Below are 26,072 nucleotides of genomic sequence, written 5' to 3' on the forward strand. Positions count from 1 at the left end.
AGATGTGATATTCAAATAAATTATGAAATAAAAAAAAGACGCTTTAAATAGCGTCTTTTTTGTTTGTTGCTAGGGCGTGTCCTCATTTCAAAAATGGTGATAAAAATGATTTAAATTGCCGTCAAACGAGGAAAGTATCGCAGATAATATCGGGATATTAACCAGCTATTTAACGATGTTTGGCAAAATTTAGCCATTTTTAGCCCGTTTAGATATGATCAATTGAATTGAGAACACGCCCTAGAACTACATTTATATATTGCGCACCACAATTGATGGTATACGTGAATACATAATTAAGGATATGCCGTTAGATATCAACTCGACGGCCAACAGTATGCCAAGAATATACGTCGCTGACTGCGGATAACTGGTAAATATCATGATAGCCAATATAATAGAGAGCAGCCCTGATAGTAATATTGGGACAAAAGCCACTGTCCGACGTAGACCGAAAGCAACAACAACTCTGACTATACCTGTTGCCATAAATAAAATTGCAATTACCATGGTCAAGGTTAATATGCCTTGTAACGGATCTTGTAATAATTCAATACCAATTAATACACCAAGTACACCGCCGATGGCAGCCAGCACTTTTCCAGTGGTACTAGGTGCTCGGAACAAGGCAATAAACTGTAAAACACCCACTAAAAGGAAGATAAAACCTGCTAACTGCTCAGCGGCCAAAGTGGCGCTAAGAGGATTAAAAAATGCAAAGATACCGCCAAGAATACTAATGATGCCAATGACTAACCATAATGTACGATTCATAAGACGACCTTATTTTACATTTAATAGAAAATAAATTATATCGCAAACCTTACCTTGTGTTGTATAACGGTAGTAATATCTTCGAGTAGTCCTGTTAATATCAGAGTGTGGGGATTGATTTGTGGTCACAAGCCTGCTAACTGATTGTTCCACTGTTGCCGCGTCATGTTATACAGTACATGCTCAGCCAGCCGATGGTTAGGGTCAAGGGATGGATGGTAGAAGTTGGCTCGGGTATTCATCATGCCAAGGCGCTCCATAACCAATTGCGAGCGCTTATTAATAACCGCTGTGAATGACACAACCTCATCGAGCGATAGCTCAATAAAAGCAAAATTCAGCGTCGCACGTGCCGCCTCTGTAGCATAACCCTGTCCCCAATAATCTTTATGTAATCGCCATGCAATCTCGACAGCAGGGGCAAAAGACATATCTGCGTGAGTATCATTCAAGCCAACGAAACCGATAAAATCATCATATGTTTTGGTGCTATTTTTTAAACATACTGCCCAAAGTCCCCAGCCTTGATTAGCGATAAGCTGCTGGCATTTACTAGCGATGATGTCACTTACTTTAGGCGTTAATAACTTGGGAAAATACTTCATTACCTCAGGATCAGCATTTATTTCAGCAAAGACAGCAAAGTCACTTGCTTGCCACTGCCTGAGGTAAAGGCGTTCTGTTTCTATCACATTTATCATTTTTATCACTTATGGATTGACACTATTAATACTATTTATCCAGCCAGCCTTTTTGCTTAGCATGAGCAAGTTGCTCAGGAGTATCGATATCATAGCTCAGTTGATTATTAACAACGGTACTTATCTGACTGGGCGGTAATTCTCTAATTAAATAACGCAGACCTTTATCGCCTACCAGCAATGCTTGCCACTCTCTGAGTAAATCACAATCAATCGTTAAAGGTAGTCCGATAATATTTTGCTTCAATGCAGTGGCAGCAGACGTTTCATTTAAATTCATGTTATTTAAATGCTGCCAGCTACTATAAGCACTTGCCACTACAGACCGCTTATCTGCTAGCAGTTTTACTAAATGCTGCTCATCGAGTAGAACTTGATCAACACCCATGATTAATACGCGATCAATCGATGCGTTTGTCAACTGTGTGACTGCCTCAATAGCCAAATTCAAACTATACGCCATACCTATTTCAGGCGTAGAATTTACGACCATTTGAATCATAGAGTAATGAAAAGCCAATTCATTCATCGCACTGGCTATTAATGGCTGATTATCAGGAATGACTATAATAATTGCTTGCGGTTTTGTAGAAAGTGCGAGTTTGGTCATGAACCAAATTAAGGGTTCGCCATCTTTACACAGTAACTGTTTTGCTTGACCTAAACGCAGGCTCAGTCCACTGGCCAAAATAATGACCACATAGTTTGGTGGATTTGATAGATTTATTGGCTTTAGTTGCGTAGATGCCAAAATAGATGCGTCGCGGCTCATGATAAACTTATCGATGCACGAGCACTTGTAGCAGTCATCTCTATAGAATCAATATGCGTAGAAAATAGCGTTGTAAAGTTAGTGTTTGACAGATGAGTGTCTGAGTTTTCTGCTGGCGGCAGCTGGTTATAGACGACCGCATTGACTTGTGCCATGATACCCAGTGCTAAAGCTTCAGGACCATCTCCGCCCAGCTTATAGCCAATCGGATAATGCAGTTTTTTGATACCTAGGTTTAAACTGGCAGGATTTGTAAGCCTTGTACTAATTTCTTCGATTAAGCGCTCGGTACGGTAGCGTGGCCCTAGTTGTCCAAGATATTTATAGTGATTAGCATGCTCTAATAATACGCCAAGGCGAGCACGGTCTTGGCTGAGACTATGCGACATCAAAGCAACAGCAGCATTTTTACTTAGTTCTAGTAAAGTATCACTATCATTTAACGCCAGTACCATCACGCTATCTGCCTGAGGAAAACGCCGCTGCGTAGCATATTGCGCTCGACTGTCTACCACTGTCACATGCCAATCTTGCAGCTTTGCCATCATAACTAGTGGCATCACATCATTGCCAGCACCACAAATCAGCAAACGTATCTGTGGTTGTAGGCGCTGAATCAGCCATTCTGTGGCTAAACCATCACTGTCATCTTTTACAATGACGTACTCAGCATTTTTATGGAGAAGTTTATATTCGGATAAACTTTCAACTGCATTGATAACTGTGCTTGAAGCATTAGATATCACTTTGTCTGAATGATTAGCGTCGATAGCAGTGAGTTTTCCTGACTTGATATAATTATCTAAGTTAAGACGCAAACCAATTTGAAATTGAGAGTTTGGATTATTTTGGTTATTAAAATGGGTTGTAGAGCGAATTAAAGTTGCTACCGTTACCGGCTGCTGAGACTGACGAACTTGACTAATGACATTTAACAAAGACATTGACGTCGCCAGCCTTTCAAACAACACGTGTACGCGCCCATTACAGCCTAATCCAAAATTTAACTCGTCTAAATCAATATCTTGTTCATCGTATTTATTATCTGTGCCCTTATTATCACTGCCTCTATTAAAGTCAAAACCCTCTTCTGATACGCTTGCTGGCACATTACCATTTTCAGCATATTCGATATCATCACCCGTTTGGTAAACTTGCACGTTTGCACCTTGACGCGTGAGCCAAAAAGCACGTTTAATAATATGTGGCTCCAAGCAGCCGCCGCTAATCATCCCGACCGAACGACCATCTTCACAGATGAGCATCATCGCGCCTGCGCGGCGATAGGCTGACCCTTCGGTACGCACGACAGTTGCTAATACCGCGTCAACCTGTTGTTGCTGAGCATCGCATGCCAGCTTAAGAATATCAGCGATTTGATTCATAACGCCTCTTACTTTGATTATTGATGATCTTTTATTTAGAATATAAACCATTAGGTTAAAAAACCCGCTAACGACTACAATTAGCGAGTTTATGTTGTCCATCTATTTGACTAAAAACCTATTCTGGTAGCTCATAAAGTAATTTGTCGAGGGTAATAGGAAAGTCATAAACTCGTACACCCACGGCGTTGTAAACGGCATTAGCAATAGCAGCGGCAGCACCAGCAATCGCCGTTTCCCCAATACCTTTTATGTGCATTGGATTGGTATACGGATCGTCCTCTTCTACCAAGATAACATCAAGCTGAGGGACATCCGCATTGACTGGGACATGGTATTCTGCAAGATTATGATTACATAGCCGACCGTCACGCTTATCGTGAATCACCTGCTCCATCAATGCCGAACCAATACCAAATACCATGCCGCCATAGCACTGCGAGGTCGCGGTTTTGTGATTGAGGATACGCCCTGCTGCAAAGGCACCAGTCATACGTTTAACGCGTATTTCACCAGTGACTCGGTGTACAGCGACCTCGGCAAAATTAGCACCAAATGACGCTTGGCGATGACTTTTTGCATTTTTACCCGGTGCAATTTGACCTTTGGCACTGAGTTTTTGGTCATCATATTGAGCGACGATATCGGCTAATGAATGAGTCTGGAAATTACTAAAGTCATATTCTTTCGATTCAGTTAGTGAGATTCCTGTTATTTCAGCTAATTTGTCTTTTAAATCAGCGACTTTATCTACGATATTATCGCCCAAACCTGCTACTTTTTGTTTTCCTGCTTCTATAACGGTTTCTGCAAAGTTAGCATCATGCTCACCTATCTGCTTAATTTGACCGTTATCCAGCTGAATGGTGTCAGGGTATAGACCGACTTTTTCTGCGATCATTTCACGTAGCTGCTGACAAGCAAGGTAAATACTACTGCCTGAACTGGCCGCGCCCATACTGCCCCCTGAGCCTACCGCAGGTGGCAAACTGGTATCACCAAGCTTCATTTCAATATGATCTATTGGTAGCCCTAATAAATCTGCAGCAACCTGAGTAAATACGGTATAAGAACCTGTACCGATATCGGTCATGTCTGTCTCGATTACCGCCTTCACGCCCAGTGCTTTTGAGTTATCTATTTGCAGGGTCGCCCGTGCTTCTGATGGCGCTAAGCTGTTGCCGCGAGCTGCCGCTGCCATACCCATACCCATCCACCAATCACCTTCTAAGCGACTGGCAGGCTTAGCATTACGTTGATTCCAGCCAAACTGTTCAGCCGCTTGATCGATACAAGCGATAAGCTTACGCGTTGAAAACGGAATGTCTTTACTAGGATCTTGCTCAGGCTCATTGCGACGGCGCAGCTCGACAGGGTCTAGGTTGAGTTGCTCTGCCAATTCATCCATCGCACACTCAAGGGCAATCTGTCCGACTGCTTCGCCAGGGGCACGCATTGAGCCTGACAATACTTGGTTTATATCTACTTGTTGGTAATTGACTCGGCGATTGTCACCGCGATACAGATAATGCGTAGAGAGCGCTGCTGGCTCAAAAAAGGCCTCTCCTGGCAAATTACTAGAGACCGTCTCATGAATCATGGTGTCGATAATACCGTCTTCACTACAGCCAATAGCGATGCGTTGACGCGTGTTTGAGCGTCTAATCGTCGCCTCCATCACTTGCGGGCGCGTCATGGTAATTAACACGGGACGACCCAACTCTTTTGCGGCGAGTGCGGCGGCTATGGATTCTGGTGAAATACCAAGCTTGCTACCAAAACCGCCACCGACATAACGAGCAATTAATTGTACATTTTCTGGATCCAAATCCAATGCATCAACGATTTGCTTTTTGCACGAGGACAGCATCTGATTAGAGGAGTACATAATCAGCTTCTCACCTTCCCAGTGAGCAAGCGTTGCATGAGGCTCCATCGCTGCGCTGTTTTGACTTGGCGTATGATAAAAGCGATCAAGGGTTACTGCAGCATTTGCGAGGCTTTGTTCTGGATTACCCTTTTCTGAATTTTTATCCGAACCTTTTTTTTCATTAACATCATGAGCATTTGGCAGCTCTGTCGTAAAGTTCAATGCCGCCTGCTCAGTCTCATCCTCATAATTCACTTTGAGCGCTTTTGCACCTTCGGTCGCCGCCTCAAACGTCTCGGCAATGACAACCGCTATCGGCTGACCATGATAAAAAATCTCACTGACGCCTTGCTTAGGTGATTTGGTTGCACCGCCCTGTTGGGCATTGCGTAAAAAATGCTCAGGATCGGTCACCACTTTAATAATGTCAGGAATACCCTCTAAAGAGCGGCTATCAATTTGCTTAACGCGTCCTTTGGCAATCGTTGCGCTCACCAAAACACCATAGGCTTGATTGTCTAAATGAATCTCTGCCGTATAAGGCGCTTGACCACTGACCTTGAGTGACCCCTCAACTCGGTTGATGGGTTTGCCCACCAATTTGCTCGCTGTTTTGTCAAAAAGTGATTCGACAGGCGCATTCATCATCATCTTTTTGGTCGGTTCTGACGGAAATACTGAGTCCAATAATGACATGATTATGCTCCCTTGCCCGCTAATGCGCGTTGAATAACTTGTTTGAGTAGACGACGGGTCAATGGTATTTTAAAATCATTTTGACCGCTGCCTTTGGCCTCTTTTAATAATAAGTCCGCTGCTTGTTTAATGACATTTTCATTGCCATCAGTACCCGTCAGCAATGCCTCAACGGCTTCGTTGCGCCATGGCTCAGTGCCAATACCGCCGAATGCTAGGCGCACTGTGTCCAAACGCCCATTATCAGTCACGTCTATGATCGCTGCACAAGACACTAAGGCAAAAGCATAGGACGCGCGATCACGCACTTTGTCATAAGTGTGCATACCGCTGACAGGCGCTGGCAACACCACATGGGTGATAAGCTCACCAGGCTCTAAAATGTTTTCGATATGTGGCGTGTCTTTTGGTAGACAATAAAAGTCTTTGATTGCAATTGTACGCGTTGAACCATCCCTTTTTAACGTCTCAATAGTGGCATCTAATAAGCGCATCGCGACGGCCATATCAGATGGATGCTGGGCAATACAGGACTCGCTAGTACCTAAAATTGCCAAGGTACGATTTTCACCATTGATAGCTGGACAACCAGAACCTGGGTTGCGTTTATTGCAGGCGCTGTCTGTCTGATAAAAATAATAACAACGCGTACGTTGCAATAGATTACCGCCCGTCGTCGCTCTATTACGCAACTGTCCTGTCGCACCTGCCAAAATCGCCCGTGATAGCACTGGGTAATTGGCAATGACCTCAGAATGCGCGGCCAAGTCGCTATTGGTCACTAGCGTACCGATGCGTAGGCCACCATCTGTAGTCTTCTCAATTTGAGCTAATGCTAAGCGAGTGATATCCACCACCTTAACTGGCCTTTCAATCTCTAACTTCATCAAATCTAATAGGTTGGTACCCCCTGCGATAAATGAGGCGTCTTTTACGCTAGCAGATTGGGCTGCCTGCTCTGGCGCGGTAGCACGGCTATATTCAAAGCGTTTCATGAGCGACCTCCTGACGTGCTAGTTGCCGTCTTATTACTTTTCGTTTGGCTTCCTAATTGCGCTTCACTAGGTGGTGGCGACCAAATACCCGTTACCTCTGATTTTTGTACTGCATCAGTTTTAGATGAGTCATTCATTTCATTTTCTAAAACGTGTGAAATGGCCTTAATAATATTGGGATAAGCAGAACAGCGGCAAATATTGCCACTCATACGCTCAGCGATTTCTTGCACTAGCAATCCATCAGGATTTTGCAAATCTGTAGTGACATGACTGGGCCAGTTTTGTTTAATTTCATCGATGAGCGCTGTTGCTGAACAAATCTGCCCAGGGGTACAGTAACCACATTGAAACGCATCATTATCTTTAAAGGCTTGTTGTAACTCCGATAATGATTCGGGCATGCCAATACCTTCAATCGTGGTAATGTCATCACCATCGTGCATAACTGCCAAGGTCAAACAAGCATTGACCCGACGCCCATTGATAAGTATGGTACAAGCGCCGCATTGACCATGGTCACAGCCTTTTTTAGGCCCCGTAATTTTGAGGTGCTGACGACAGACATCGAGTAATGTCGTGCGTGAATCAAGATTGTCGAGCTGATAATCTTGCTTATTAATGGTTAAGTTCAAGGTAGACATGCTGGCTTCTCGCTGGCAGATAATCAAAAAAATAGGGTTAAACGCTTCTTAAAAGTCGCGCCAATTAATTTATTATGACTTATTAGAAATGTCGATTTGTTTTCACTTTGTAGTTATTACAGTGTAGTTTTTAATCTATGAAAACTTTACTTCTCACTATTTTATCTCGCTTATTCACTATCAATTTTATAAATGAAACTCAAAAACTCATTTTATGAGCAAAAAAAATAGCGCTATAAACATGCCGTTTATAACGCTATTTGAGTTCAATATAGTCAGTTAAAAATACCAGTCGGGCATTACGCTTTAGTAATTATGCTCGCTTCACTCAATCGAGATTTTGGCAAATCGGCATTAAAATCATCTTCACTACGATAACCAAGTGAGATAACGGCAACGGCTGTGTAGCCTTTGCTACGTAGCTCAAACTCTTCATCGAGTGCCTTTAGATCAGCACCTTCCATCGGTACGGCATCAATGCCTAAAGTAGCAGCACCCAGCAATAATGCGCCCATATTTAGATACACTTGCTCGACCAGCCAATGTGGCTCGTCTTTTTGCTCATAACGACGAATGTCCAAAAACATCTTGCGCACTTGATGCATCTGCTCTTTGAATTTTGGTTCTGCGAAGCGACCATCAGCATCTTCTTTGTCCAGTACTTCATGCAAAAATTCATCATCAGCATAGATACGACTACAGAAAATGATGACGTGTGAGGCATCTTTCACCTTTGCCGTGTTGAAATCAAACATCCCTTGCGTACCTTTTGCGATACGTGCCTTGCCAGTCTCATCATCAGCGATTACAAAATGCCAAGGCTGAATATTGGTGCTTGATGGGCTAAGTCGTAGGATATCCTTTAAACTTTGAAAGTCTGCTGGTGATATTTTTCATTTATGACTCCAAGATTTTTAGTACCGCCACTTTAAGCAAAAACCCGTTTGATGACCGTTACATATTGGTTAAGTAGTCACCTATTTTGTTATTACGTTACTGATGATTCAGTGCATCGCTGAGTTATTTGAGCCGCCATTTGAACAGTTATTTAAGCAGATACTTATTAGACAGAGACTCATTAAACAGTAACTTAGACGATATTGTAATTGTTCCCTCATTCTCTTAGCATTAGTTAATTAGCATTGATAATGAGCATTGATTTATAAGGCGGTCGACCACAGACAGCTTATATATAAAATAAATACTGAATTAGGCAGATAGATATGGAACATTCAAAGCAGTTATTCTCAGAGCAGCCACTACGCATAGATATCGTCTCAGACGTTGTTTGTCCTTGGTGCGTCATTGGTTACCGCCAGCTGGCAGAAGCCCTCAAGCAAACCAACACCGAACACGAGATTCACTGGCATCCGTTTGAGCTTAATCCCAATATGCCAAGCGAAGGACAAAATATGCGTGAACATATTATGGAGAAATATGGGTCGAGCAAGCAAGAATCTGATGCTAGCCGTGCTCGATTAATGGAAGCGGGTAATGAGGTTGGCTTTACGTTTAATTTTAACGATGACACGCGTATGCACAACACGTTCAACTTGCATCAATTGCTGCACTGGGCAGATCAGCAAGGTCGCATGCATGACTTAAAGCAGGCGTTATTCATCGCTCATTTTACCAATGGTCGCAATATTTCTGACAATGCAGTGCTTGCTGATATCGCCGCAGAGATTGGACTAGATCGTGATGAGGCATTAGCCGTGTTAGCAGACCAAAGGTTCGCTAAAGAGGTGCGCGCAGAAGAGCAACATTGGCAACAACAAGGCATTCAAAGCGTCCCAGCGGTAATTTTTAATAAGCGTCATCTGGTTAGTGGTGCACAAGGCGTGGAAAATTTCAAGAATATCTTGCAGCAGCTGTCTAACATGCCAGACTAGGGCGCATCTTCAGTTCATTCGATAGTCATCTAAATGAGCTAAAAATGGTTAAATCTTGCCAAACATCGTCAAACAGCTGGTTAATATCCCGATATTATCTGCACTATTTTCCTCGTTTGACGGCAATTTATCTTATTTTTATCAACATTTTTAAAATGAAGACACGCCCTAGTTTTCCTGACGAGATTTTTTGGCTAGATTTCGTTTGCTATTCCTAAAAGGATCCTTTATGTCCTCCGATAAATCCCTTCCTATTATCGTGTTTGATGTCAATGAGACACTACTCGACATTACCACGCTTGAGCCATTATTTGCTCGCCTATTTGGCAAAAAAATACTACTAAGAGAATGGTTTGCGCAATTGGTGCTATATTCGCAAACCGTGACGTTATCAGGACTTTATACGCCTTTTGGCGAGCTTGGCGTCAGTGCCTTACAGATGACCGCTGATATTCATAACGTTAGGCTGATAGATAGTGATGTCGACGAATTAAAAGAACGTATGAGCAAAATGCCTGCTCACCCTGATGTAGTTCCAGCATTAACCAAGCTGCGTGAGTCAGGGTTTCGACTGGTAACGTTGACCAACTCAGCAAATAGCGCTTCCCCGACCCCGCTTGAAAAAGCTGGCATCAGCCATTTTTTTGAACAGCACTTTAGTGTTGAGCAGGTTGCAAAGTTCAAGCCTGCGCCTGAAACCTACCAAATGGTCGCTAAGGAGCTGTCTGTTGAGTTGTCAGATTTATGCCTAGTCGCTTGTCATCTTTGGGATACGATTGGCGCTCAAGCGGCTGGCTGCCAAGGGGCGTTTCTCACGCGACCGCACAATGCTTTACTATCAGCGCCAAACCTTCCAGTACCTGACTTTATGGCAGCAGATCTAACCACGCTTTCCGAACAGATAATTTTTTCCACTAAAAAATAATTGCCAATACCAAAAAAATGCCGCCCTATATAAGGACGGCATTTTTGGTTTAGCATACTGCTATTTTATAAGGCTAAATCTATAATCACTATTATTAATAATGATTTTTAAAAATGAATAACCGTACGGATACTCTCGCCTTTATGCATTAAATCAAACGCTTCGTTGATATCTTCTAATGGCATGGTATGGGTAATGAAATCTTGTAGTGGAATCTCACCAGCCAAATAACGCTCAACATAACCTGGTAATTCACTGCGACCTTTTACGCCGCCAAATGCTGAACCGCGCCAAACGCGACCAGTCACTAACTGGAATGGGCGAGTCGAGATTTCTTGTCCAGCACCAGCGACACCGATGATGACCGACTCACCCCACCCTTTATGACAGCACTCAAGCGCTGAACGCATGACATCGACGTTACCGATACACTCAAATGAATAATCAACGCCGCCATCGGTCAATTCAACGATGACTTCCTGAATTGGCTTGTCGTAATCTTTTGGGTTAATACAGTCAGTCGCGCCAAGCTTTTTAGCCAGCTCAAATTTGCTCTCATTGATATCAATAGCAATGATACGACTGGCTTTTGCCATTGCCGCACCGATGACCGCTGATAGACCAATACCGCCGAGACCGAAGATTGCGACCGTCGCACCCTCTTCTACCTTGGCCGTATTCATCACTGCACCCATACCCGTGGTGACACCGCAACCAAGCAAGCAGACTTCTTCTAGTGGTGCTTCTTTGTTCACTTTCGCTAAAGAAATCTCAGGCAACACGGTATATTCAGAGAAGGTTGAGCAGCCCATATAATGATAAATTGGCTCACCGTCTTTATAAAAACGCGTGGTGCCATCTGGCATTAAGCCTTTACCTTGAGTCTCACGTACTGCTGAGCACAGGTTGGTTTTGCCTGATAGGCACATTTTACATTCGCCACATTCTGCTGTGTATAAAGGAATGACATGGTCGCCAACTTGCACACTGGTGACGCCTTCGCCGATTTGCTCAACGATACCGCCACCTTCATGACCTAAAATCGCTGGGAATACCCCTTCTGGGTCTTCACCAGATAGCGTAAAAGCATCAGTATGACAGACGCCGCTTGCTACGATTTTTACCAATACTTCGCCTTTACGGGGCAGCATGACATCCACTTCTTCGATAGATAATGGCTCATTTGGGCCCCAAGCAATGGCGGCTTTTGATTTAATAAATTTATCTGACATCGTTATCTCTCTTTTTAATTCATTTTATGGGTTATTGAGCGCAGACCTCTATTCAGCTTATCTTGCTTGTTGAATGGAGGCAAGCGGCAGTTGTAGCAGTCTGTAAAGCTTTATACTGACTATTATAGTTTTTTCTATAGCGATAACAATGTGCTATATTTGCAAATATCTTTTACACAGTGGTAATAATCATGCGCTGGGATGGTATTAGCGAATTTGTTTATGTAGCAGATTACGAAAGCTTTACGCGCGCGGCAAAAGAACTGGGCATTTCTACCGCGCAAGTCAGTCGGCAGATAAGCGCTTTAGAGAAACGGCTGAATATTAAACTGCTGTATCGCACGACGCGTAAGGTATCGCTGACTGAAGAAGGTCGGGTGTTTTATCAGCACTGCCGCGGTGTGCTCGATGGCTTGGATGCCGCTGAGCAGGCGGTTAGCAACTTACAATCAAAGCCGCAAGGTAGGATTAAACTGACCGCTCCTGTCACTTATGGCGAGCAGCAATTATTGCCACTGGTCAATGATTTCATGGTGCAATATCGCGATATCGAGGTGACGGCGTTTTTGAGCAATCAAAAAATTGATTTGGTTGATGGCGGCTATGATTTGGCCATTCGTATCGGCAAATTAAGTGATTCGACGATGATGGCAAAAAAGCTCAGCCGTCGTACCAATTTCGTCTGTGCCGCGCCTGCTTATCTCGAAAAATACGGCATACCACATTCTTTGAGCGATCTGAGTCAGCATAACTGTTTACTTGGCACGCGTGACTATTGGCACTTTATAGAAGATGGCAAAATAAATTCTGAAAAAAACGCTGATAAAGAAAAAAACCTGCGCGTGTCTGGCAGTGTCCAATATAACAGCGGTCACAGTCTAGTCGATGCGGCGTTAAAAGGTCTGGGTATCGTGCAGCTGCCTGACTATTATGTGCAAAAATACTTAGCATCAGGTGAGCTGGTCAGCTTACTGAATAACTATCGAGAGCCTGAAGAAAGTATCTGGGCTATATATCCCCACAACCGTCATTTATCACCAAAGATTAGACTGCTCGTTGATTATCTAGCAGAGCATTTGGTTTAGCTATGCGTTTTGGCTTAGGCATTCTCTAAGGTGTGTTGCAATGCGCGGTTTATTACGCACAATGCTACTAAGCACAAGGAATATTATGGTTCACACTAAATATTCGATCTTGCCAGCCATCATGTGCTGAATAAACAATGACAATAAAAAGACTTTTCATGCTTAAGATTCTCTCTATCGCTTCCCTAGCATTGGCAGTATCCTCTTGCGCCAGTGTTGAAAATATTTTAAACACGCCAGACAAAGCACCATCAATGCCAGCAACGATGACTGCTATCGATGCCGAAAAAGGCTTGGTTACGCTGCAAAGCAATCATTCCGTGCAAGATACTGCAGATAAACTGGCGGCAATTATTGAAAGCAAAGGTATGAAAGTATTTGCACGCGTCGATCATCAAAAGAACGCCCAAGGTGTCAATTTAACATTAAGACCGACGCAAGTGATTATGTTTGGTAATCCAAAAGCGGGTACGCCATTGATGAATTGCGAGCAAAGCGTCGCTATCGACTTACCACAAAAAATCCTCATCAGTGAAGATGCTGATAAAAAAGTTTGGTTGTCGTACAACAATCCCGAATACCTAAAGAGTCGTCACAATATCAAAGGTTGTGATACCCAATTGGCGAATATTGCAAAAGCCCTTGATGGTGTCAGTAAAGCCGCTATTGCAAAGTAATACCAAACCCAAAAAATACGATTAACGACGTCAGTTTTGCTTGTTCCGCTCGCCTAGTCTACTAGATGTCGTACTTGCACTCGTTTTCCTTGCTACTCTAATTTTTTGAGAGGGTATAAGCGTTGGGTGAAAACCTAAAGATATAAAAAGGTGGGATGCAAAAGCACTCCCACCTTTTTTATATCTTTAAAAGCTTCATTTACTAGCAATGCTCAGACCGTGCTATTTGCTCATGCAACTCTACTTTTAACTTCTTCGCACATTCGATAATCTTTTTTCGACCAGCAGGAATAGCCCCATATTCAATCGCTATTTCTCGCATTTGTACCGTGACGTCATAGTGCGGATAGCTGGCGTTTCGATGGAATAAGCGCTTATCCACTTCAATTAGTGCGGCAAAATCATGCAGCTCTTGCAGGGTATCTGCCAGCATATGGCACCACTTATAGCCTTTAAATTCTATCTGCATAAAATCCACATATATCGCCATAGAACCGCCTCCTTTATTATCCTTAATTTTTTATCATGTGCTAAGCAACGCCTTCACAAAACAGCCATTAGAACAATTCACTCGCATCTTTCTTTAGTTGTTTGAGTACGGCTTGGTATTCGCTATGATTGGTTTCAAATGTGCTTAGACGCCCATAACGGAGCTGACGATAGTCCTGCTTCATCTGCATGATTTTTGCTTGGACAATATCTGAATGACCGCTATCTGTGAGCTTACCAACTTTACGACTCTTATTACTACTTTCAATGTTTGTAGTGTTGGTATCATTGTTTGAGTCATTTTTTCGCTCATCAACCGCTATTGCCAAGCGCTCAAGCCAAGCCAACTGACCTTCACTTTCATCACGAGCAAGTGATTTATCCACTTTGCCAATACGTTTTGATAGCTGTGCAAGCGGCTGGTCTGCTGGATGCCAGCGCTTGCGGCGACGTTGCCAAATGACAAAGACCAAAATAGCCATGACGGTAATAGCACTAACTGCCAACCAAATAATTTGTTGCATCACTGAACGGATATTAAACCATTTGAGTAATGAGTCAGCTTGCTTATCCTGATCGTAACCGACGACGTCTTTTTGCCAATAGTAGCTGGCTTGGTCGGACAGACGGCGTAAGGTTTGTAGCATTTGATACTGCTGATAGCTGATTTGTGCGCTAGCGCCATCGCCGAACATTGCCGCTCCTTGTGCCTGCGTCAGCGCATCCATCCCTTGCTCGACACGCTCAGGCGCGACAAAAGCCGTCGGATCGACACGTGCCCAGCCTTGACCCTCAAGCCAAACCTCCGTCCAAGCGTGCGCATCCTTTTGCCGCACCTCCCACACATTGCCACCGCGGCTCAGCTCACCACCTTGATAGCCGGCGACGACGCGCGCGGGTATGCCAGCGGCGCGCAGCATAAAGGTAAAACTGGAAGAATAATGCTCACAAAACCCAGCTTTGGTCTCAAATAAAAACTCGTCAATACGGTTATTATTCAGCCGTGGCGGTGATAACGTATAACGAAATTCTGTTTGATTAATCCAGCGTTCAATAGCCGCCATATAGCGCACTGGGTCTGAGTCTGATTGCGCAAATAACTGCTGTGCCAGTGCTCTTGCTTGCGGATTTCCGTCGGCTGGCAAGGCAAGATTCAGACGTCGCAACTCATCCGAAAGAACAGGGTCAATACGCATCGGTGCAAATTGCAATACTTCATAGCGTAACTGCTGAGTGACGGGCTGATCTTTTAATAAGGTAAAGTTTGAAGTAATACTGACATCTTGGCGCTGGGCAAAAGGATAATCAAGTCCAAATAGCCAGTTTTGCTGCGTCGGCTCTAGGACAATTTCATAGCTGGTAGGTGCAACTTTTACTTCATCAGGGACAGTTGCAAAGGCATCCTCAATCCAAGATGGCATTTGCGGTGCAGGTCGCCATTGTCGTTGCTGAGGGCTAGGACGCCATGTAATACCGTCAAAGTCGCTAAACACCAAACCACGCCAATATAACTGCTGTTGCGGCGGGCGATTATCTGCAAACTCTACCCGAAACGCCAGCTCAGTCGATTGTCCCAAATTGGCAAAATCCCCGGGTGACATACTGTCGGATACGCCAGTGGTTGCTTGCTGACCTGATAGCTGTACTGACCATAGTGGTGGCAAGCGCGGGAAGAACAAAAATAGCACGACTAATAACGGCAACGCCCCGATACCCAGCACACCCAAAGTACGCAAGCGACCATCACCGCGAGTGTTGCCATCATCATTAAGCGCAATAAATGCCAATAAAATGATAACTGCACCCACAATCACTTCTAAAGTTGTAACAAGACCTTGATCCATCAAAAACAGCGCAGCAAGAACAAACAGTGATAAATTTAGGACCACATAAGCATCTCGCCGCTTATACATCTCCCACAATTTACTAATGAGACATAGCACTAAAAACGCCACGCCCATATCCAGTCCAAACGCTGTATTGTAAGTCAGCCATAGACCTGCCAGTCCCAATAAAAAGCCGAGCATTTGCATGCCTTGATAGACACGTTTTAAATGCGCTGTTTTTTTAAACTTAGCTTTTATAGACGGTAGCTGGGCGGCGATGCTGACCACCGCAAAACCTATCAACCAAAACGGCAGATGCGCCGCATGAGGTAAAATAACGGTAATTTGAGCAATTAGTACCCAATAATAAGCAGGTAAGGCGAATAGCTTACGAGTCCATTTTGCAGCGCTATCCTGTAGAGCACGATCAGTGACGTTTTGACCAAGTGCCAACTGCTCAAAGCTTGTGGGACTTGTTTCAGGAAAACCTATAAATGTGTTTTCAGCATCATTTGTAGGGAGTTTTTTTGAATTGGTCCTATTAGTCATTGTGCTTTCGCCAACCTTAGCAAGCACGCTTGTGCAAAACTGTCGCCTTCACCCATTGGTGCAGTAGAATGGGTATCATTGGGTAAGCGCATATGAAATGTCACGCCCAGCTCACCTAATTTCATCGCCCCATACGCCAGTTGTGCCAGTTTTTGCTCATGATGTGCTGCTGGCATATCCGCATAATCCAACGTTTGCTCATGACCGACTGGATCAGCAAAGTGCTTAGTCAGCATGCCTTGACCACGTGCTACATGTCCCCACGACACCCGTGCCAGCGACTCGCCTTCAACGTAGTTATCTAGCCGCTCAAAATCATCTTGACCTTGCCGATATTGCCCACCTGCTGGCAGATCCTCCTGACTGGCAACGGCATACTGCGCCTGCCAATCAAACACTTCAGGTTTTGGATATACCCAAGCAGTACGGGCAAAATAAACATAGGACCACGCCCGCATAATGCCCAAAGGATAAACCGTTTTTATTTTTAAGCGTGGTAATTCAAACTGCCCACGATTCTGCGTCGGTACTGGCAAGCGAATAATTTGCTCGCCTTGCAGTCGTGTCACCAGTATCGACTGTTTATTATCAGCGCTATGTTTGGTTTTTTTATGGGCTTTTTTATCTTTTTTATTATTAGGCTTGCTATTAGCTTTGCCGTCAGTCTGCTCAAAGCTAAATAACAACTGTCGTCTTGGTTGACGGCTCTCACTGCGCAACTGCAAAGTCACCCAGACAGGCGCGCCCGCTTCTGCCATGGTCACTTCAAGCAAACGTACTTGCAGACCTGAAATGTGGGCAAAGGTTACATGAAAGCTGATAAGCCAGACGCTGACCAAATAAAAACATAAACCTAATACCAAGTTATTGCCATAGTTAATGCCAGCAATAAAGGTAATAATTAATAACACCGCATATAGCGTCCCTTCACGGCTAAAAAAGATATAGACGTTACGCAAATTGAGGGTGGCACTATCACTTTTGGGCGCACGCGAGGCAAACCAACGGCTTAATGCTGAAGTGGCTGGTACGGTTAAGGCTTTTGGCAAAAAGCTCATGACTACCCTATCCTTACCATAAAATTGATACTCTCATTCATAATTGGTGATAGCTTTAAAAATAAATACGCCATGAGACAACAAGCAGCTAAAAAATAAATACTCAGATAATAGTGATTGAAGTAACAACTATTTAAATAACCATCATTTAACTGATAACAGCCACTTCTGCCAATATACGTTGCGCGATGGTCTGCGTCGCCTGCCCACCAGTCACATGCGCTGGGACAAAACGCTGACCGAGACGATGATCCGTGACCGCGGCAAACACCGCTTGGATGTCCTCAGGTGTTACTTCCATATGCCCCGATACGTACGCATAAGCCTGCGCGGCACGCTGTAGCGACAATACTCCACGCGGTGATAAGCCATGATACTCGGAGCTTGCTCGTGTTTTTGCGACCAATCGCTGCAGATAATCCAAGACCACATCCGCGACATAAACTTGTTTAACACCTTGCTGTGCTAATAAGACCGCCTCGGTATCAAGCAACGCATCTAAATTTTTTAGTAGCTCGCGGCGATCCTGACCTTTTAATAGCTCACGCTCTGCGGTAGGCGACGGATAACCAAGCGACAAGCATAGTAAGAATCTATCTAGCTGCGATTCAGGAAGCGGATAGACACCTGCCTGCTGCAAAGGATTTTGGGTTGCAATGACAAAAAACGGCTGCGGCAAAGGATAGGTTTGCCCATCTTGAGTGACTTGCCGTTCTTCCATCGCTTCTAGTAACGCGCTTTGCGTCTTAGGGCTAGAGCGATTAATCTCATCAGCGAGTAAAAGCTGAGTAAAAATAGGACCTGCTCGAAACTCAAATTGCTGTTTCTTTTGATCATAAATGCTCATCCCTAAAATATCTGCTGGCAGCATATCATTGGTGAACTGTACACGGCTAAAGCTCAAGCCTAATAATTGCGCCAAGCCTTGCGCCAATGTCGTCTTGCCCATACCCGGCAGATCTTGCAGTAACAAATGTCCACCTGCCAAAATACCACTCAGCGCAAGCTTAACCACTTGCGGCTTATCTAACACAATATGATTTAACTGCGCCATAAGTTGGGCAATTTTTTGCTGATTGTGACGACAGTCGGCAGCGCTAAAGGTCGACTTATGAATCACCTCTGCTGCTGATTGATGTGGTGTTGTAATGGCTCTATCGATAGCTGCGTGGGTCATAGTCAATTATTGGCTCAATTTTTATTGGATTAGTGTTTCTAGGGCGTGTTTTTATTTTGAAAGTGGTGATAAAAATGAGATAAATGGCAACCAAACAAGGAAAATAGCGCTGATAATATTAAGATATTAACCAATTGTTTGACGTGGTTTAGCAAAATTTAACCATCTTTAGCCCATTTAGTCGCTTTCGTTTAGCTTGAGGACACATCATAAACTGGCTATTGCTTCGAGTCATCTTCAGTTATCGGCACGGCGGCACGAAGCGTTGACAGATAAGCAATGACATCTGCGCGTTCTTGCGCATCGGGCATCGGGTTTGATAGCATTTTTGAGTCTAGCATGGCTTTTTCTGCATCCGCAATATAAGGGTCGAGCGTTTGCGCATCCCATACCCAACCTGATGTTTTTAGCCCGTTACTATAGGTGTAATCTTCCAGCTCAGCGGCGGGCGCACCGTATATATTCATCAGCTGCGGACCTTTTTTGTTGAGCCCCGCATTCAGCTGATGACATTGACCACAAGCGTCTTGATAAATGATCGCGCCGTTATCAGCATCACCTTCCGTATAGATCGGCAATGTCACAGCAGCACGATGATCCGGTGGCGTACTTTCTCCGCAAGCGCTGAGCAATAAAACAGCAGCAAATATACTGCTTATTTGATATTTATTAATGATGGGCATTTTCGGCAATCTTTGGTTAAGGAATGTCAGCTATAGGTGAACAATATAGATAATAAGGTAGGGTCAAACACATGCAAAGTGGAACCCTCTTCACATCTAAACAGCTGCTTGTAAAAACATAACGTTATTTATTGGGGCATATCGAGCCAATAAACAACGTTTATAGGACAGTTTGAGTAAAACTTTTGTAATGTATGACGATAAAGAATTTATGAGCTATTAAGCCGTGTAGAGTATTCCATAAATAGGCACTGTTGATAGTTGCATATCAAACGCACCCTAAATGACTTTAGGTCGCAACCTTTATCGTACTGCTGGGTTCTTCTAAATAATAGCCTTGTAAATAGCGCGCGCCCACGCTCCAAGCAACGGACATGGTCGCCGCATCTTCAATATAAGGCATCAATACGTCCACATTGACTTCATTCGTACGCATAATAAGTGATTTGACAGTTTCTAAATTGTCTGCTGAGTCAATGCCATCCACATAGCTACGTGCTAAACGCACCATATCTGGCTGCACAAAACTGACAATCTCTATGGATTTGGCAGAAGAACCGAAGTTATTGATGCCCATCTGACAGCTGACTTGGCTAAGGGCGGCAAACTGTGTTTTTGCCACTGTAAGATGGTCTGAGACGTCTTTTTCGTTGAACTGCAAGGTGAGTACACCAGCTGCACCGCCCACCGCTTTTATAAGCTGACTGGCAACACTAGGCAGTTTTTTGTCTATCAATGAGGCACTAGTCAATTGCACTAGCAATCTGGCTTCAGGATGTGTTTTACGTACCTCATTGACCTTTTTACAGGCATTGATGAGCACCCAACGATCTATTTTTTCGAGCAATTTATGCGTCTTGGCGACTGCCATAAATTGATCAGGCGTCAATATCGTATTGTCCGCATCCGCCAATGGCAACCGCAGATATACTTCAAAAAAGTCGCTTCGGTCATTGCTAATATCATATATTGGCTGGAAAGATAACTCAAAACGGCTATTGGCAATGGCATCAACTAAAGATTCGGCAAGGGCATGATCATCACTATTGGCATGCTCGCTTGGATCGTACAAATGATAGGTGCCGCCATGATTAGAGGTCTCTATCATAATCTGATTGATGGCATCCATCGCTCGTTCAAGCACGATACTTGGCTCTGCTGTATTGGTTTCGATTTTGACAATACCAATACTGACAGTCGTACTCGTCGTACGCTTATCTACTTCAATGAGCATATCACTGATATGTGAACCAATATGCTTAGCCAGTGTTTCAAGCTCTGTGGTGCTCTTGTCCTCGACCAGTATGGTAAAGGCAGTATCACTAAAACGACTCACATGCCCGTCTGATATCAGCTCATCTAACGCATAGGCGACTTGCTTGACGGTCGCATCTACCCCTTGCAAACCTAGACTGCTTCTTATTTTACCGACATTATCGAGCTGAATATACAAAAGCCCAGCCGTCAGTACACCTTGACGTGCTTGCTGGTACACGATTGCCATTTGTTCTTCAAAGCCGCGGCGGTTGTTGATTCCTGTCAGGCTGTCTTTGCATTCAGCAGCTGCCAAACGCTTAGCGACTTCCGCACTATTATTATGGTTTTGTTGGATAATAACCTGCGTCACCGGTTCGCCATCTAAGGTCGCGGCTGCCAATTGTAGCTTTGCTTCAAAAGTACTGCCATCCATCCGCTTACTTTCAAAATTGAACTCGACTTCTTGGCGGCTACCTTTATCAAATTGACGTAAGAACTGTTTGAAACCCTTAACGTTATCACCGCCTGCAATCAGGTCAACAACAGGCACGCCTATGGCATCATTCATCGACTCAAAACCAAAAAGCTGAAGATAAGGGTCATTGGCAAAAATATGGATACCCTGATCAATATAGGCGACCGCACTTTTAGAGTTTTTAATCAATACGTTGGCGCGTTGCTCTGCTTCAGAGAGAACATGGCGCAACGTTCTAAGCTCACGGCGACTGCGTAAATTATCATGCTGTAGGCAGATAGACATCACTACTGCCATCTCTTGGTCTACTTTGAGCGATTTGACCATCGTGCCGCTAATAATATCAGGTAGCCCCTCATCGTTATTGGTGGACGCTACCATCTCTTCATTGAATAGGCAGATCATAGGCAAATCAATACTTTGCTCTTGAACGACGCCCACCACATCGGTGAAACTCATATCATAAGCATTGCCAAACACCAAGACATCCCACGGTTGTCGAAGTGACTTTAACAGCTCCTCTTTATCGTCCAAAAACCCTAAATTGATGGTGTCATAATAGCAACCTAGTAAGTGCACAAGACGCTCAGCGTAGAGCTGATCGTCATCAATGACTAAAAGGTTTAAGATGGACTGAGTACGCATAAGAAGCCTTTTGGATCTTGTGATCTTATTTTTATGTTTGATACCCTACACCTTTTCCAAGCATTAACCTAGCAAGGAAAATACTATCAGGGATAGGCTTAGCGGTTTTTAGTAGATTGGCATCGTCTTTCGAATCAAGGCGACATCTTGGCGAAGCAAAAACATCATATAAACGAACATAACTGTATCAATCATTATAGACAATAACTTGACTGATTGCAGACTAACTTATCATCATTATTCAGTACATTTATTCACTGCTATTATCGAATAAAAAAATTCAATGAAGTAACCTTTAAACCAGTATTTATTGACATTACTATTTGACAACTTTTCAATAGACGCTCAAACAAACTAAAGCTGCACCACCTCATACTGGCTGAATTCATCCGTAATCAGCAACCTCTGTCCCAAACGTAAAGGGGTTTGTTTGCTATTAATACGCATAATGACTCTATCATCGGTCTGAAAGTAAGAAGTCGGTACAATCAAAGTACCAGTGGTTTGTAGTCGCTCATCTCTACCAAGGATAAATGCTGGCACAAAATGGCGACTACGCGTTTCTCTACCTTCTAAACGCAAGCCACAAGCCACTAGCTGATGTCCGAGTACTTGCCACTCGATCTCTGGGTTTTTGCTATCAAAATCAAGCCAGCGCGCCACGCCCATTGACCAATCAGGCGGCGTGATTGTATCAGATCGACAGACCAAAAAAAGGCTCATCATATGTAATGCTGGCGGTGCAGTCGTCGCAGATGTATCCTCATCAGCCACTATGTTAAGGCTATTTTCATGAACACTTTCTTCATGAAAGCGATCTTTATGAAAGCGGTCTTTATTTAAAATATCTACTGTTGGTAATAATCGTAGGGTACGAAATAATGACAAATCATCATTACGATCAAAGGTTTCACTCGCTAATACGTGGCTGCTGTCTTGTTTTTTATTCACGGTATCATAACGAGGACGCTGCTCATCTGGTAACTCTTTTATAGCGATTAAACTGGTAAAGCTATGCGAATGGCTCACCCGATAATGAATATTATTAAAACCTGTAATCAAAACAGCGTCTTCTTTCGCACTATGTTTAGTCGCTAGGGTAAGCGGCGGCTGTAAATAGCGGTAATTGAGCGTCATCGCTATTTTATTAAGCAAATGACTCTCAACGCCGTCACCCCCTTCCTTAACTAAAGCCTGTTTGCGTCGTTTAAGATACTCAACCAGCGGGGCAATTTCTATAAATAAACAGTGATAACGATCGTCGTATGGGTTAATTGTAGAGCTGGCCGTCAGGTAAGTTGGCGGATTGTCACTTTGTAAATCAACGAACACGCGGGTCTCGGTGGTTGGCTCAATCGTCGCAACGATATGCTTAGCCCATTCAGGTAACAAACGTTGGACGAGCAGAATATTGGGACGACGCATGGCACGTACATTTAATAGACTGTATAAACAAATTTGGCAATACAGCTGATGAACCGTCTTGGCACGCTGGGTGCCTGCCGTAACACTCATATTAATCTCAGCCGCATGGTACTGATAAGCAAGGTAATACAGCTGATTGATTTTATGCCATAAGTAAGATGAGGGTTTTTGATAGCACAGTGCTTCTTCGCCCAATAGCTTCTGGTACATCAGCAGCGTCTGGTAAATAGCAATGGCGAGTGTCGTTGATGAAGACTTATCACCATTAAAATAGCGCTGCCAGCCATTACTTGCAGCGTATTTTCGCTGATTATTGAGCAATGAGGTTTTATGACGTATCACTCTGTCATAGACCATAATCATTGAATAATATAGCGACTTTATTTGAGCCACATAACCCATTTGAATGTCGCTAAGCGCACCTGTCTCATAAATATAAGACTGTCGCAAAGTGGCAATTAACTGATCTGAGGCGTCTATCACCGTCGCCATAAGGGTAAGACGTTGCGACTCATCGATATTGGCCACACGTAGTACCGTAAGTATTTTTGCTAATTGTTCAGCTTGCTGTGCTTGCGTTTGCGAAGGTAACGCTGCCAACAATTTTAGCAAATAACCTTCTTGGCCATTAGCGGATCGCTTAGAAACTAGTGGCAATGCCTCTGTAGAAGATAGGTGCTCTTGAAACGTCGATAAAGTTATCATCAGTATTCCTAGTAACCTTGAGTAACTTGGCAGGAGGCAAATATTCAACCATGCCGTATGCAACAATACAAGATAAAAGATACAAATCAGCAGCAACCATCAAAATCGACAGCACCCATTTTTAGTAACGATTAATTTCTATAGCATCATCTAACCGCACGCCTATCTTCTAAAAACCACGCTTTGTTCACTAATTTTTCAATATACCATAGTGCCTATATTAACGATCATTGTAAATATCAATCGGTACTTTGAAAGGTTTATTTGGTAGCTCTCTCACCAGCTTGGGTACCAAATAACCAGGGAGTGCTGCCAACAATGACCAATACAGCTCAATTGCGAAGCGCTCATCATTATCGAAATGTGCGGCACCAGCCACTTTGTCTAATACATGCAGATAATAAGGCAGTACCCCACAGGCAAACAAACACTGACTTAATTGTGTTTGAACAGCAACGCTATCATTGATGCCTTTTAATAGCACCGCTTGATTCAATAACGTTATGCCAGCCGCTCGAGCACATTGCAGATGCTCTGCTGTTAAGGCATCGATTTCATTGGCATGATTACAGTGAATTACCATCACAATATGACAGCGACTTTGAGACAGTCTGGTCAATAACGCATTGTCCAAACGCGCTGGGATGACCAGCGGCAAGCGCGTATGTAAGCGAATAGTGGTCAATTGCGGAAGTGACTCTAAAGTATCTAGCCAAGCAAACAGGCGTCTATTTGTCACATTCAGTGGATCACCGCCACTCAAAATCACCTCATTAATCTCAGGGTGTGCGGTAATGTAATCAATGATATTTTCTTTGGCATCAGCCGTCGGCATATTGGCACTATAGTCAAAATGCTGACGGAAACAGTAACGACAATGAATGGCACAAGCACCTGTCACGGTCAATAATACTCTGGATTGGTACTTATGCAGCATACCCTTGACTGGGTTTTGCGTATTCTCGCTCAAGGGATCCGCCACATAGCCCGTTACCTTGATTTGCTCGCGTTGATCAGGCAATACTTGTCTCAGTAAAGGATCATTACTATCGCCGATACTCATTTTTGCCACAAATCCACGTGGTACGCGCAGCTCAAAATGCCTAGGCACATAAACCTCTGCCCGCAATGATTCTAGCTTTAGGATGCTTAACAGCTCATCGATAGACGTAATGGCCTCGGATAATTGCGTTTGCCAGTTTTTTTGTGTGATTAAATGGTTTATCATGACAACCTAATACCTGTGCCCAAAAGTCGCTATTATACGCGCTTAGTGCGTAGCCTATCAAAGCATACGATCTATCCTTTAAACACTTAGCGTAATAAGCGATTTTAACGCAGCAAGCTATTCATTCCCTTATCTACCACCCTATTTATAACCCCTAGGAGTTTCTTGTGGCAAGTTTTTCTACTAATGAATTTAAAGCTGGTCTAAAAGTCATGCTCGATGGCAACCCTTGTGCCATTCTTGAAAATGAGTTTGTCAAACCAGGTAAAGGTCAAGCCTTTAACCGTGTTAAATTGCGCAACCTTCGTAGTGGTAAAGTATTGGAACAAACCTTTAAGTCAGGCGATAGCTTAGAAGCTGCTGATGTCATGGACACTGAAATGAACTATCTATATAACGATGGTGAGTTTTGGCATTTCATGCACCCTGAAAGTTTTGAGCAGATTCAAGCGGACAAAACAGCGATGGGCGATTCAATAAAGTGGCTAAAAGAAAACAGCAATGCACTATGTACCATCACTTTATTCAACGGTACTCCTCTTTCAGTAACACCGCCTAACTTTGTTGAGTTGCAAATCACTGAAACAGATCCTGGTGTGCGTGGTGATACTTCAGGTGGTGGCGGCAAACCTGCCAAGTTAGAGACAGGTGCTGTCGTCCGTGTGCCATTGTTTGTACAACAAGAAGAAGTCGTGCGTGTTGATACTCGCACAGGTGACTATCAAACTCGCGTTAGCCAATAGTATGTAAAAGTCATAGCGCTCGACATAATAGAACTTAACAGTTAGCCTCTAGCTGTTATTTCACAAAAAAGCTGAACCACTGATAAAGCGGTTCAGCTTTTTTATTTATGAATATTGTCTTTGATATTGTCTCTGTAGTTGATTTGATTGAAAAGTATTCCAAA

General features: G+C 43.6%; 22 protein-coding genes. 5 read left to right on the plus strand and 17 right to left on the minus strand.

Annotated features, from left to right (window positions below; translation table 11 throughout):
* Positions 1 to 252: 252 nt before the first annotated feature.
* From ACI2JM_RS13755 to nfsB, 8 genes are all read right to left on the minus strand, one after another.
* Positions 253 to 774 (minus strand): HdeD family acid-resistance protein, encoded by a 522-nt coding sequence (locus ACI2JM_RS13755; RefSeq protein WP_404644928.1) that lies wholly within the window; start codon positions 772 to 774, stop codon positions 253 to 255.
* Between the two features lie 125 nt (positions 775 to 899).
* The gene (locus ACI2JM_RS13760) at positions 900 to 1,475 is read right to left on the minus strand and encodes a GNAT family N-acetyltransferase (RefSeq protein WP_404644930.1); all 576 of its coding nucleotides are present in this window, start codon (positions 1,473 to 1,475) and stop codon (positions 900 to 902) included.
* Between the two features lie 31 nt (positions 1,476 to 1,506).
* The gene (locus tag ACI2JM_RS13765) at positions 1,507 to 2,247 is read right to left on the minus strand and encodes an NTP transferase domain-containing protein (protein WP_404644932.1); all 741 of its coding nucleotides are present in this window, start codon (positions 2,245 to 2,247) and stop codon (positions 1,507 to 1,509) included.
* Positions 2,244 to 3,632 (minus strand): XdhC family protein, encoded by a 1,389-nt coding sequence (locus ACI2JM_RS13770; RefSeq protein ID WP_404644934.1) that lies wholly within the window; start codon positions 3,630 to 3,632, stop codon positions 2,244 to 2,246. The genes ACI2JM_RS13765 and ACI2JM_RS13770 overlap by 4 nt, the downstream gene beginning before the upstream one ends.
* 118 nt (positions 3,633 to 3,750) lie before the next feature.
* Positions 3,751 to 6,198, minus strand: a complete 2,448-nt coding sequence (locus ACI2JM_RS13775; RefSeq protein WP_404644936.1) for a molybdopterin cofactor-binding domain-containing protein — start codon at positions 6,196 to 6,198, stop codon at positions 3,751 to 3,753.
* 2 nt (positions 6,199 to 6,200) lie between these two features.
* A complete protein-coding gene (locus ACI2JM_RS13780) occupies positions 6,201 to 7,193 on the minus strand; it encodes an FAD binding domain-containing protein (protein WP_404644938.1) in 993 nt (330 codons plus the stop codon).
* A complete protein-coding gene (locus tag ACI2JM_RS13785; protein WP_404644940.1) occupies positions 7,190 to 7,837 on the minus strand; it encodes a 2Fe-2S iron-sulfur cluster-binding protein in 648 nt (215 codons plus the stop codon). Before ACI2JM_RS13785 ends, ACI2JM_RS13780 begins: the two co-directional genes overlap by 4 nt.
* Positions 7,838 to 8,136: 299 nt before the next feature.
* Positions 8,137 to 8,727, minus strand: a complete 591-nt coding sequence (gene nfsB / locus ACI2JM_RS13790; RefSeq protein WP_404644977.1) for an oxygen-insensitive NAD(P)H nitroreductase — start codon at positions 8,725 to 8,727, stop codon at positions 8,137 to 8,139.
* A 333-nt stretch (positions 8,728 to 9,060) separates the two neighbouring features.
* Between nfsB and ACI2JM_RS13795 the strand changes: the two genes are divergently transcribed.
* Both ACI2JM_RS13795 and ACI2JM_RS13800 read left to right on the plus strand, forming a co-directional pair.
* Complete coding sequence (locus ACI2JM_RS13795; RefSeq protein ID WP_404644942.1) at positions 9,061 to 9,729, plus strand: DsbA family oxidoreductase; 669 nt, start codon at positions 9,061 to 9,063, stop codon at positions 9,727 to 9,729.
* Between the two features lie 229 nt (positions 9,730 to 9,958).
* Complete coding sequence (locus ACI2JM_RS13800; RefSeq protein WP_404644944.1) at positions 9,959 to 10,654, plus strand: haloacid dehalogenase type II; 696 nt, start codon at positions 9,959 to 9,961, stop codon at positions 10,652 to 10,654.
* 107 nt (positions 10,655 to 10,761) lie between these two features.
* Here the strand turns inward: ACI2JM_RS13800 and ACI2JM_RS13805 are convergent, their stop codons facing one another.
* On the minus strand, positions 10,762 to 11,886 hold the full coding sequence (locus ACI2JM_RS13805) for an S-(hydroxymethyl)glutathione dehydrogenase/class III alcohol dehydrogenase (protein WP_201502745.1): 1,125 nt from the start codon (positions 11,884 to 11,886) through the stop codon (positions 10,762 to 10,764).
* A gap of 191 nt (positions 11,887 to 12,077) precedes the next feature.
* Between ACI2JM_RS13805 and ACI2JM_RS13810 the strand changes: the two genes are divergently transcribed.
* Together ACI2JM_RS13810 and ACI2JM_RS13815 are read left to right on the plus strand one after the other, a co-directional pair.
* The gene (locus ACI2JM_RS13810) at positions 12,078 to 12,971 is read left to right on the plus strand and encodes a LysR family transcriptional regulator (RefSeq protein ID WP_404644946.1); all 894 of its coding nucleotides are present in this window, start codon (positions 12,078 to 12,080) and stop codon (positions 12,969 to 12,971) included.
* Positions 12,972 to 13,129: 158 nt separating this feature from the next.
* Positions 13,130 to 13,648, plus strand: coding sequence for a DUF302 domain-containing protein (locus ACI2JM_RS13815; protein WP_404644948.1), 519 nt, complete (start codon positions 13,130 to 13,132; stop codon positions 13,646 to 13,648).
* Between the two features lie 202 nt (positions 13,649 to 13,850).
* On the opposite strand, the gene ACI2JM_RS13820 is transcribed toward ACI2JM_RS13815, so the two are convergent.
* The 8 genes from ACI2JM_RS13820 to epmB form a co-directional block, all read right to left on the minus strand.
* A complete protein-coding gene (locus ACI2JM_RS13820; protein ID WP_238048581.1) occupies positions 13,851 to 14,138 on the minus strand; it encodes a DUF4031 domain-containing protein in 288 nt (95 codons plus the stop codon).
* Positions 14,139 to 14,205: 67 nt separating this feature from the next.
* Positions 14,206 to 16,512, minus strand: coding sequence for a transglutaminaseTgpA domain-containing protein (locus tag ACI2JM_RS13825; protein WP_404644950.1), 2,307 nt, complete (start codon positions 16,510 to 16,512; stop codon positions 14,206 to 14,208).
* Positions 16,509 to 17,570 (minus strand): DUF58 domain-containing protein, encoded by a 1,062-nt coding sequence (locus ACI2JM_RS13830; protein ID WP_404644952.1) that lies wholly within the window; start codon positions 17,568 to 17,570, stop codon positions 16,509 to 16,511. The genes ACI2JM_RS13825 and ACI2JM_RS13830 overlap by 4 nt, the downstream gene beginning before the upstream one ends.
* A 148-nt stretch (positions 17,571 to 17,718) precedes the next feature.
* On the minus strand, positions 17,719 to 18,747 hold the full coding sequence (locus ACI2JM_RS13835) for an AAA family ATPase (protein WP_404644979.1): 1,029 nt from the start codon (positions 18,745 to 18,747) through the stop codon (positions 17,719 to 17,721).
* Positions 18,748 to 18,965: 218 nt separating this feature from the next.
* Positions 18,966 to 19,430, minus strand: coding sequence for a cytochrome c family protein (locus ACI2JM_RS13840; RefSeq protein WP_201604642.1), 465 nt, complete (start codon positions 19,428 to 19,430; stop codon positions 18,966 to 18,968).
* 289 nt (positions 19,431 to 19,719) lie between these two features.
* A complete protein-coding gene (locus tag ACI2JM_RS13845; RefSeq protein ID WP_404644954.1) occupies positions 19,720 to 21,807 on the minus strand; it encodes an EAL domain-containing protein in 2,088 nt (695 codons plus the stop codon).
* 354 nt (positions 21,808 to 22,161) lie between these two features.
* Positions 22,162 to 23,937, minus strand: coding sequence for a hypothetical protein (locus ACI2JM_RS13850; RefSeq protein ID WP_404644956.1), 1,776 nt, complete (start codon positions 23,935 to 23,937; stop codon positions 22,162 to 22,164).
* A 220-nt stretch (positions 23,938 to 24,157) separates the two neighbouring features.
* Complete coding sequence (gene epmB, locus ACI2JM_RS13855; RefSeq protein WP_404644958.1) at positions 24,158 to 25,165, minus strand: EF-P beta-lysylation protein EpmB; 1,008 nt, start codon at positions 25,163 to 25,165, stop codon at positions 24,158 to 24,160.
* A gap of 167 nt (positions 25,166 to 25,332) precedes the next feature.
* Between epmB and efp the strand changes: the two genes are divergently transcribed.
* Positions 25,333 to 25,908, plus strand: a complete 576-nt coding sequence (gene efp, locus ACI2JM_RS13860; protein ID WP_045444336.1) for an elongation factor P — start codon at positions 25,333 to 25,335, stop codon at positions 25,906 to 25,908.
* Positions 25,909 to 26,072: the final 164 nt, after the last annotated feature.

It is taken from the genome of Psychrobacter sp. NPDC064578 (assembly GCF_044901245.1).
GTDB classification, from domain to species: Bacteria; Pseudomonadota; Gammaproteobacteria; order Pseudomonadales; family Moraxellaceae; genus Psychrobacter; species Psychrobacter cibarius_C.

Coding starts and splice junctions, on each gene's coding strand:
- ACI2JM_RS13755 (WP_404644928.1), bottom strand. CDS start 774: ATGAATCGTACATTATGGTTAGTCATTGGCATCATTAGTATTCTTGGC.
- ACI2JM_RS13760 (WP_404644930.1), bottom strand. CDS start 1,475: ATGATAAATGTGATAGAAACAGAACGCCTTTACCTCAGGCAGTGGCAA.
- ACI2JM_RS13765 (WP_404644932.1), bottom strand. CDS start 2,247: ATGAGCCGCGACGCATCTATTTTGGCATCTACGCAACTAAAGCCAATA.
- ACI2JM_RS13770 (WP_404644934.1), bottom strand. CDS start 3,632: ATGAATCAAATCGCTGATATTCTTAAGCTGGCATGCGATGCTCAGCAA.
- ACI2JM_RS13775 (WP_404644936.1), bottom strand. CDS start 6,198: ATGTCATTATTGGACTCAGTATTTCCGTCAGAACCGACCAAAAAGATG.
- ACI2JM_RS13780 (WP_404644938.1), bottom strand. CDS start 7,193: ATGAAACGCTTTGAATATAGCCGTGCTACCGCGCCAGAGCAGGCAGCC.
- ACI2JM_RS13785 (WP_404644940.1), bottom strand. CDS start 7,837: ATGTCTACCTTGAACTTAACCATTAATAAGCAAGATTATCAGCTCGAC.
- ACI2JM_RS13795 (WP_404644942.1), top strand. CDS start 9,061: ATGGAACATTCAAAGCAGTTATTCTCAGAGCAGCCACTACGCATAGAT.
- ACI2JM_RS13800 (WP_404644944.1), top strand. CDS start 9,959: ATGTCCTCCGATAAATCCCTTCCTATTATCGTGTTTGATGTCAATGAG.
- ACI2JM_RS13805 (WP_201502745.1), bottom strand. CDS start 11,886: ATGTCAGATAAATTTATTAAATCAAAAGCCGCCATTGCTTGGGGCCCA.
- ACI2JM_RS13810 (WP_404644946.1), top strand. CDS start 12,078: ATGCGCTGGGATGGTATTAGCGAATTTGTTTATGTAGCAGATTACGAA.
- ACI2JM_RS13815 (WP_404644948.1), top strand. CDS start 13,130: ATGCTTAAGATTCTCTCTATCGCTTCCCTAGCATTGGCAGTATCCTCT.
- ACI2JM_RS13820 (WP_238048581.1), bottom strand. CDS start 14,138: ATGGCGATATATGTGGATTTTATGCAGATAGAATTTAAAGGCTATAAG.
- ACI2JM_RS13825 (WP_404644950.1), bottom strand. CDS start 16,512: ATGACTAATAGGACCAATTCAAAAAAACTCCCTACAAATGATGCTGAA.
- ACI2JM_RS13830 (WP_404644952.1), bottom strand. CDS start 17,570: ATGAGCTTTTTGCCAAAAGCCTTAACCGTACCAGCCACTTCAGCATTA.
- ACI2JM_RS13835 (WP_404644979.1), bottom strand. CDS start 18,747: ATGACCCACGCAGCTATCGATAGAGCCATTACAACACCACATCAATCA.
- ACI2JM_RS13840 (WP_201604642.1), bottom strand. CDS start 19,430: ATGCCCATCATTAATAAATATCAAATAAGCAGTATATTTGCTGCTGTT.
- ACI2JM_RS13845 (WP_404644954.1), bottom strand. CDS start 21,807: ATGCGTACTCAGTCCATCTTAAACCTTTTAGTCATTGATGACGATCAG.
- ACI2JM_RS13850 (WP_404644956.1), bottom strand. CDS start 23,937: ATGATAACTTTATCGACGTTTCAAGAGCACCTATCTTCTACAGAGGCA.
- epmB (WP_404644958.1), bottom strand. CDS start 25,165: ATGATAAACCATTTAATCACACAAAAAAACTGGCAAACGCAATTATCC.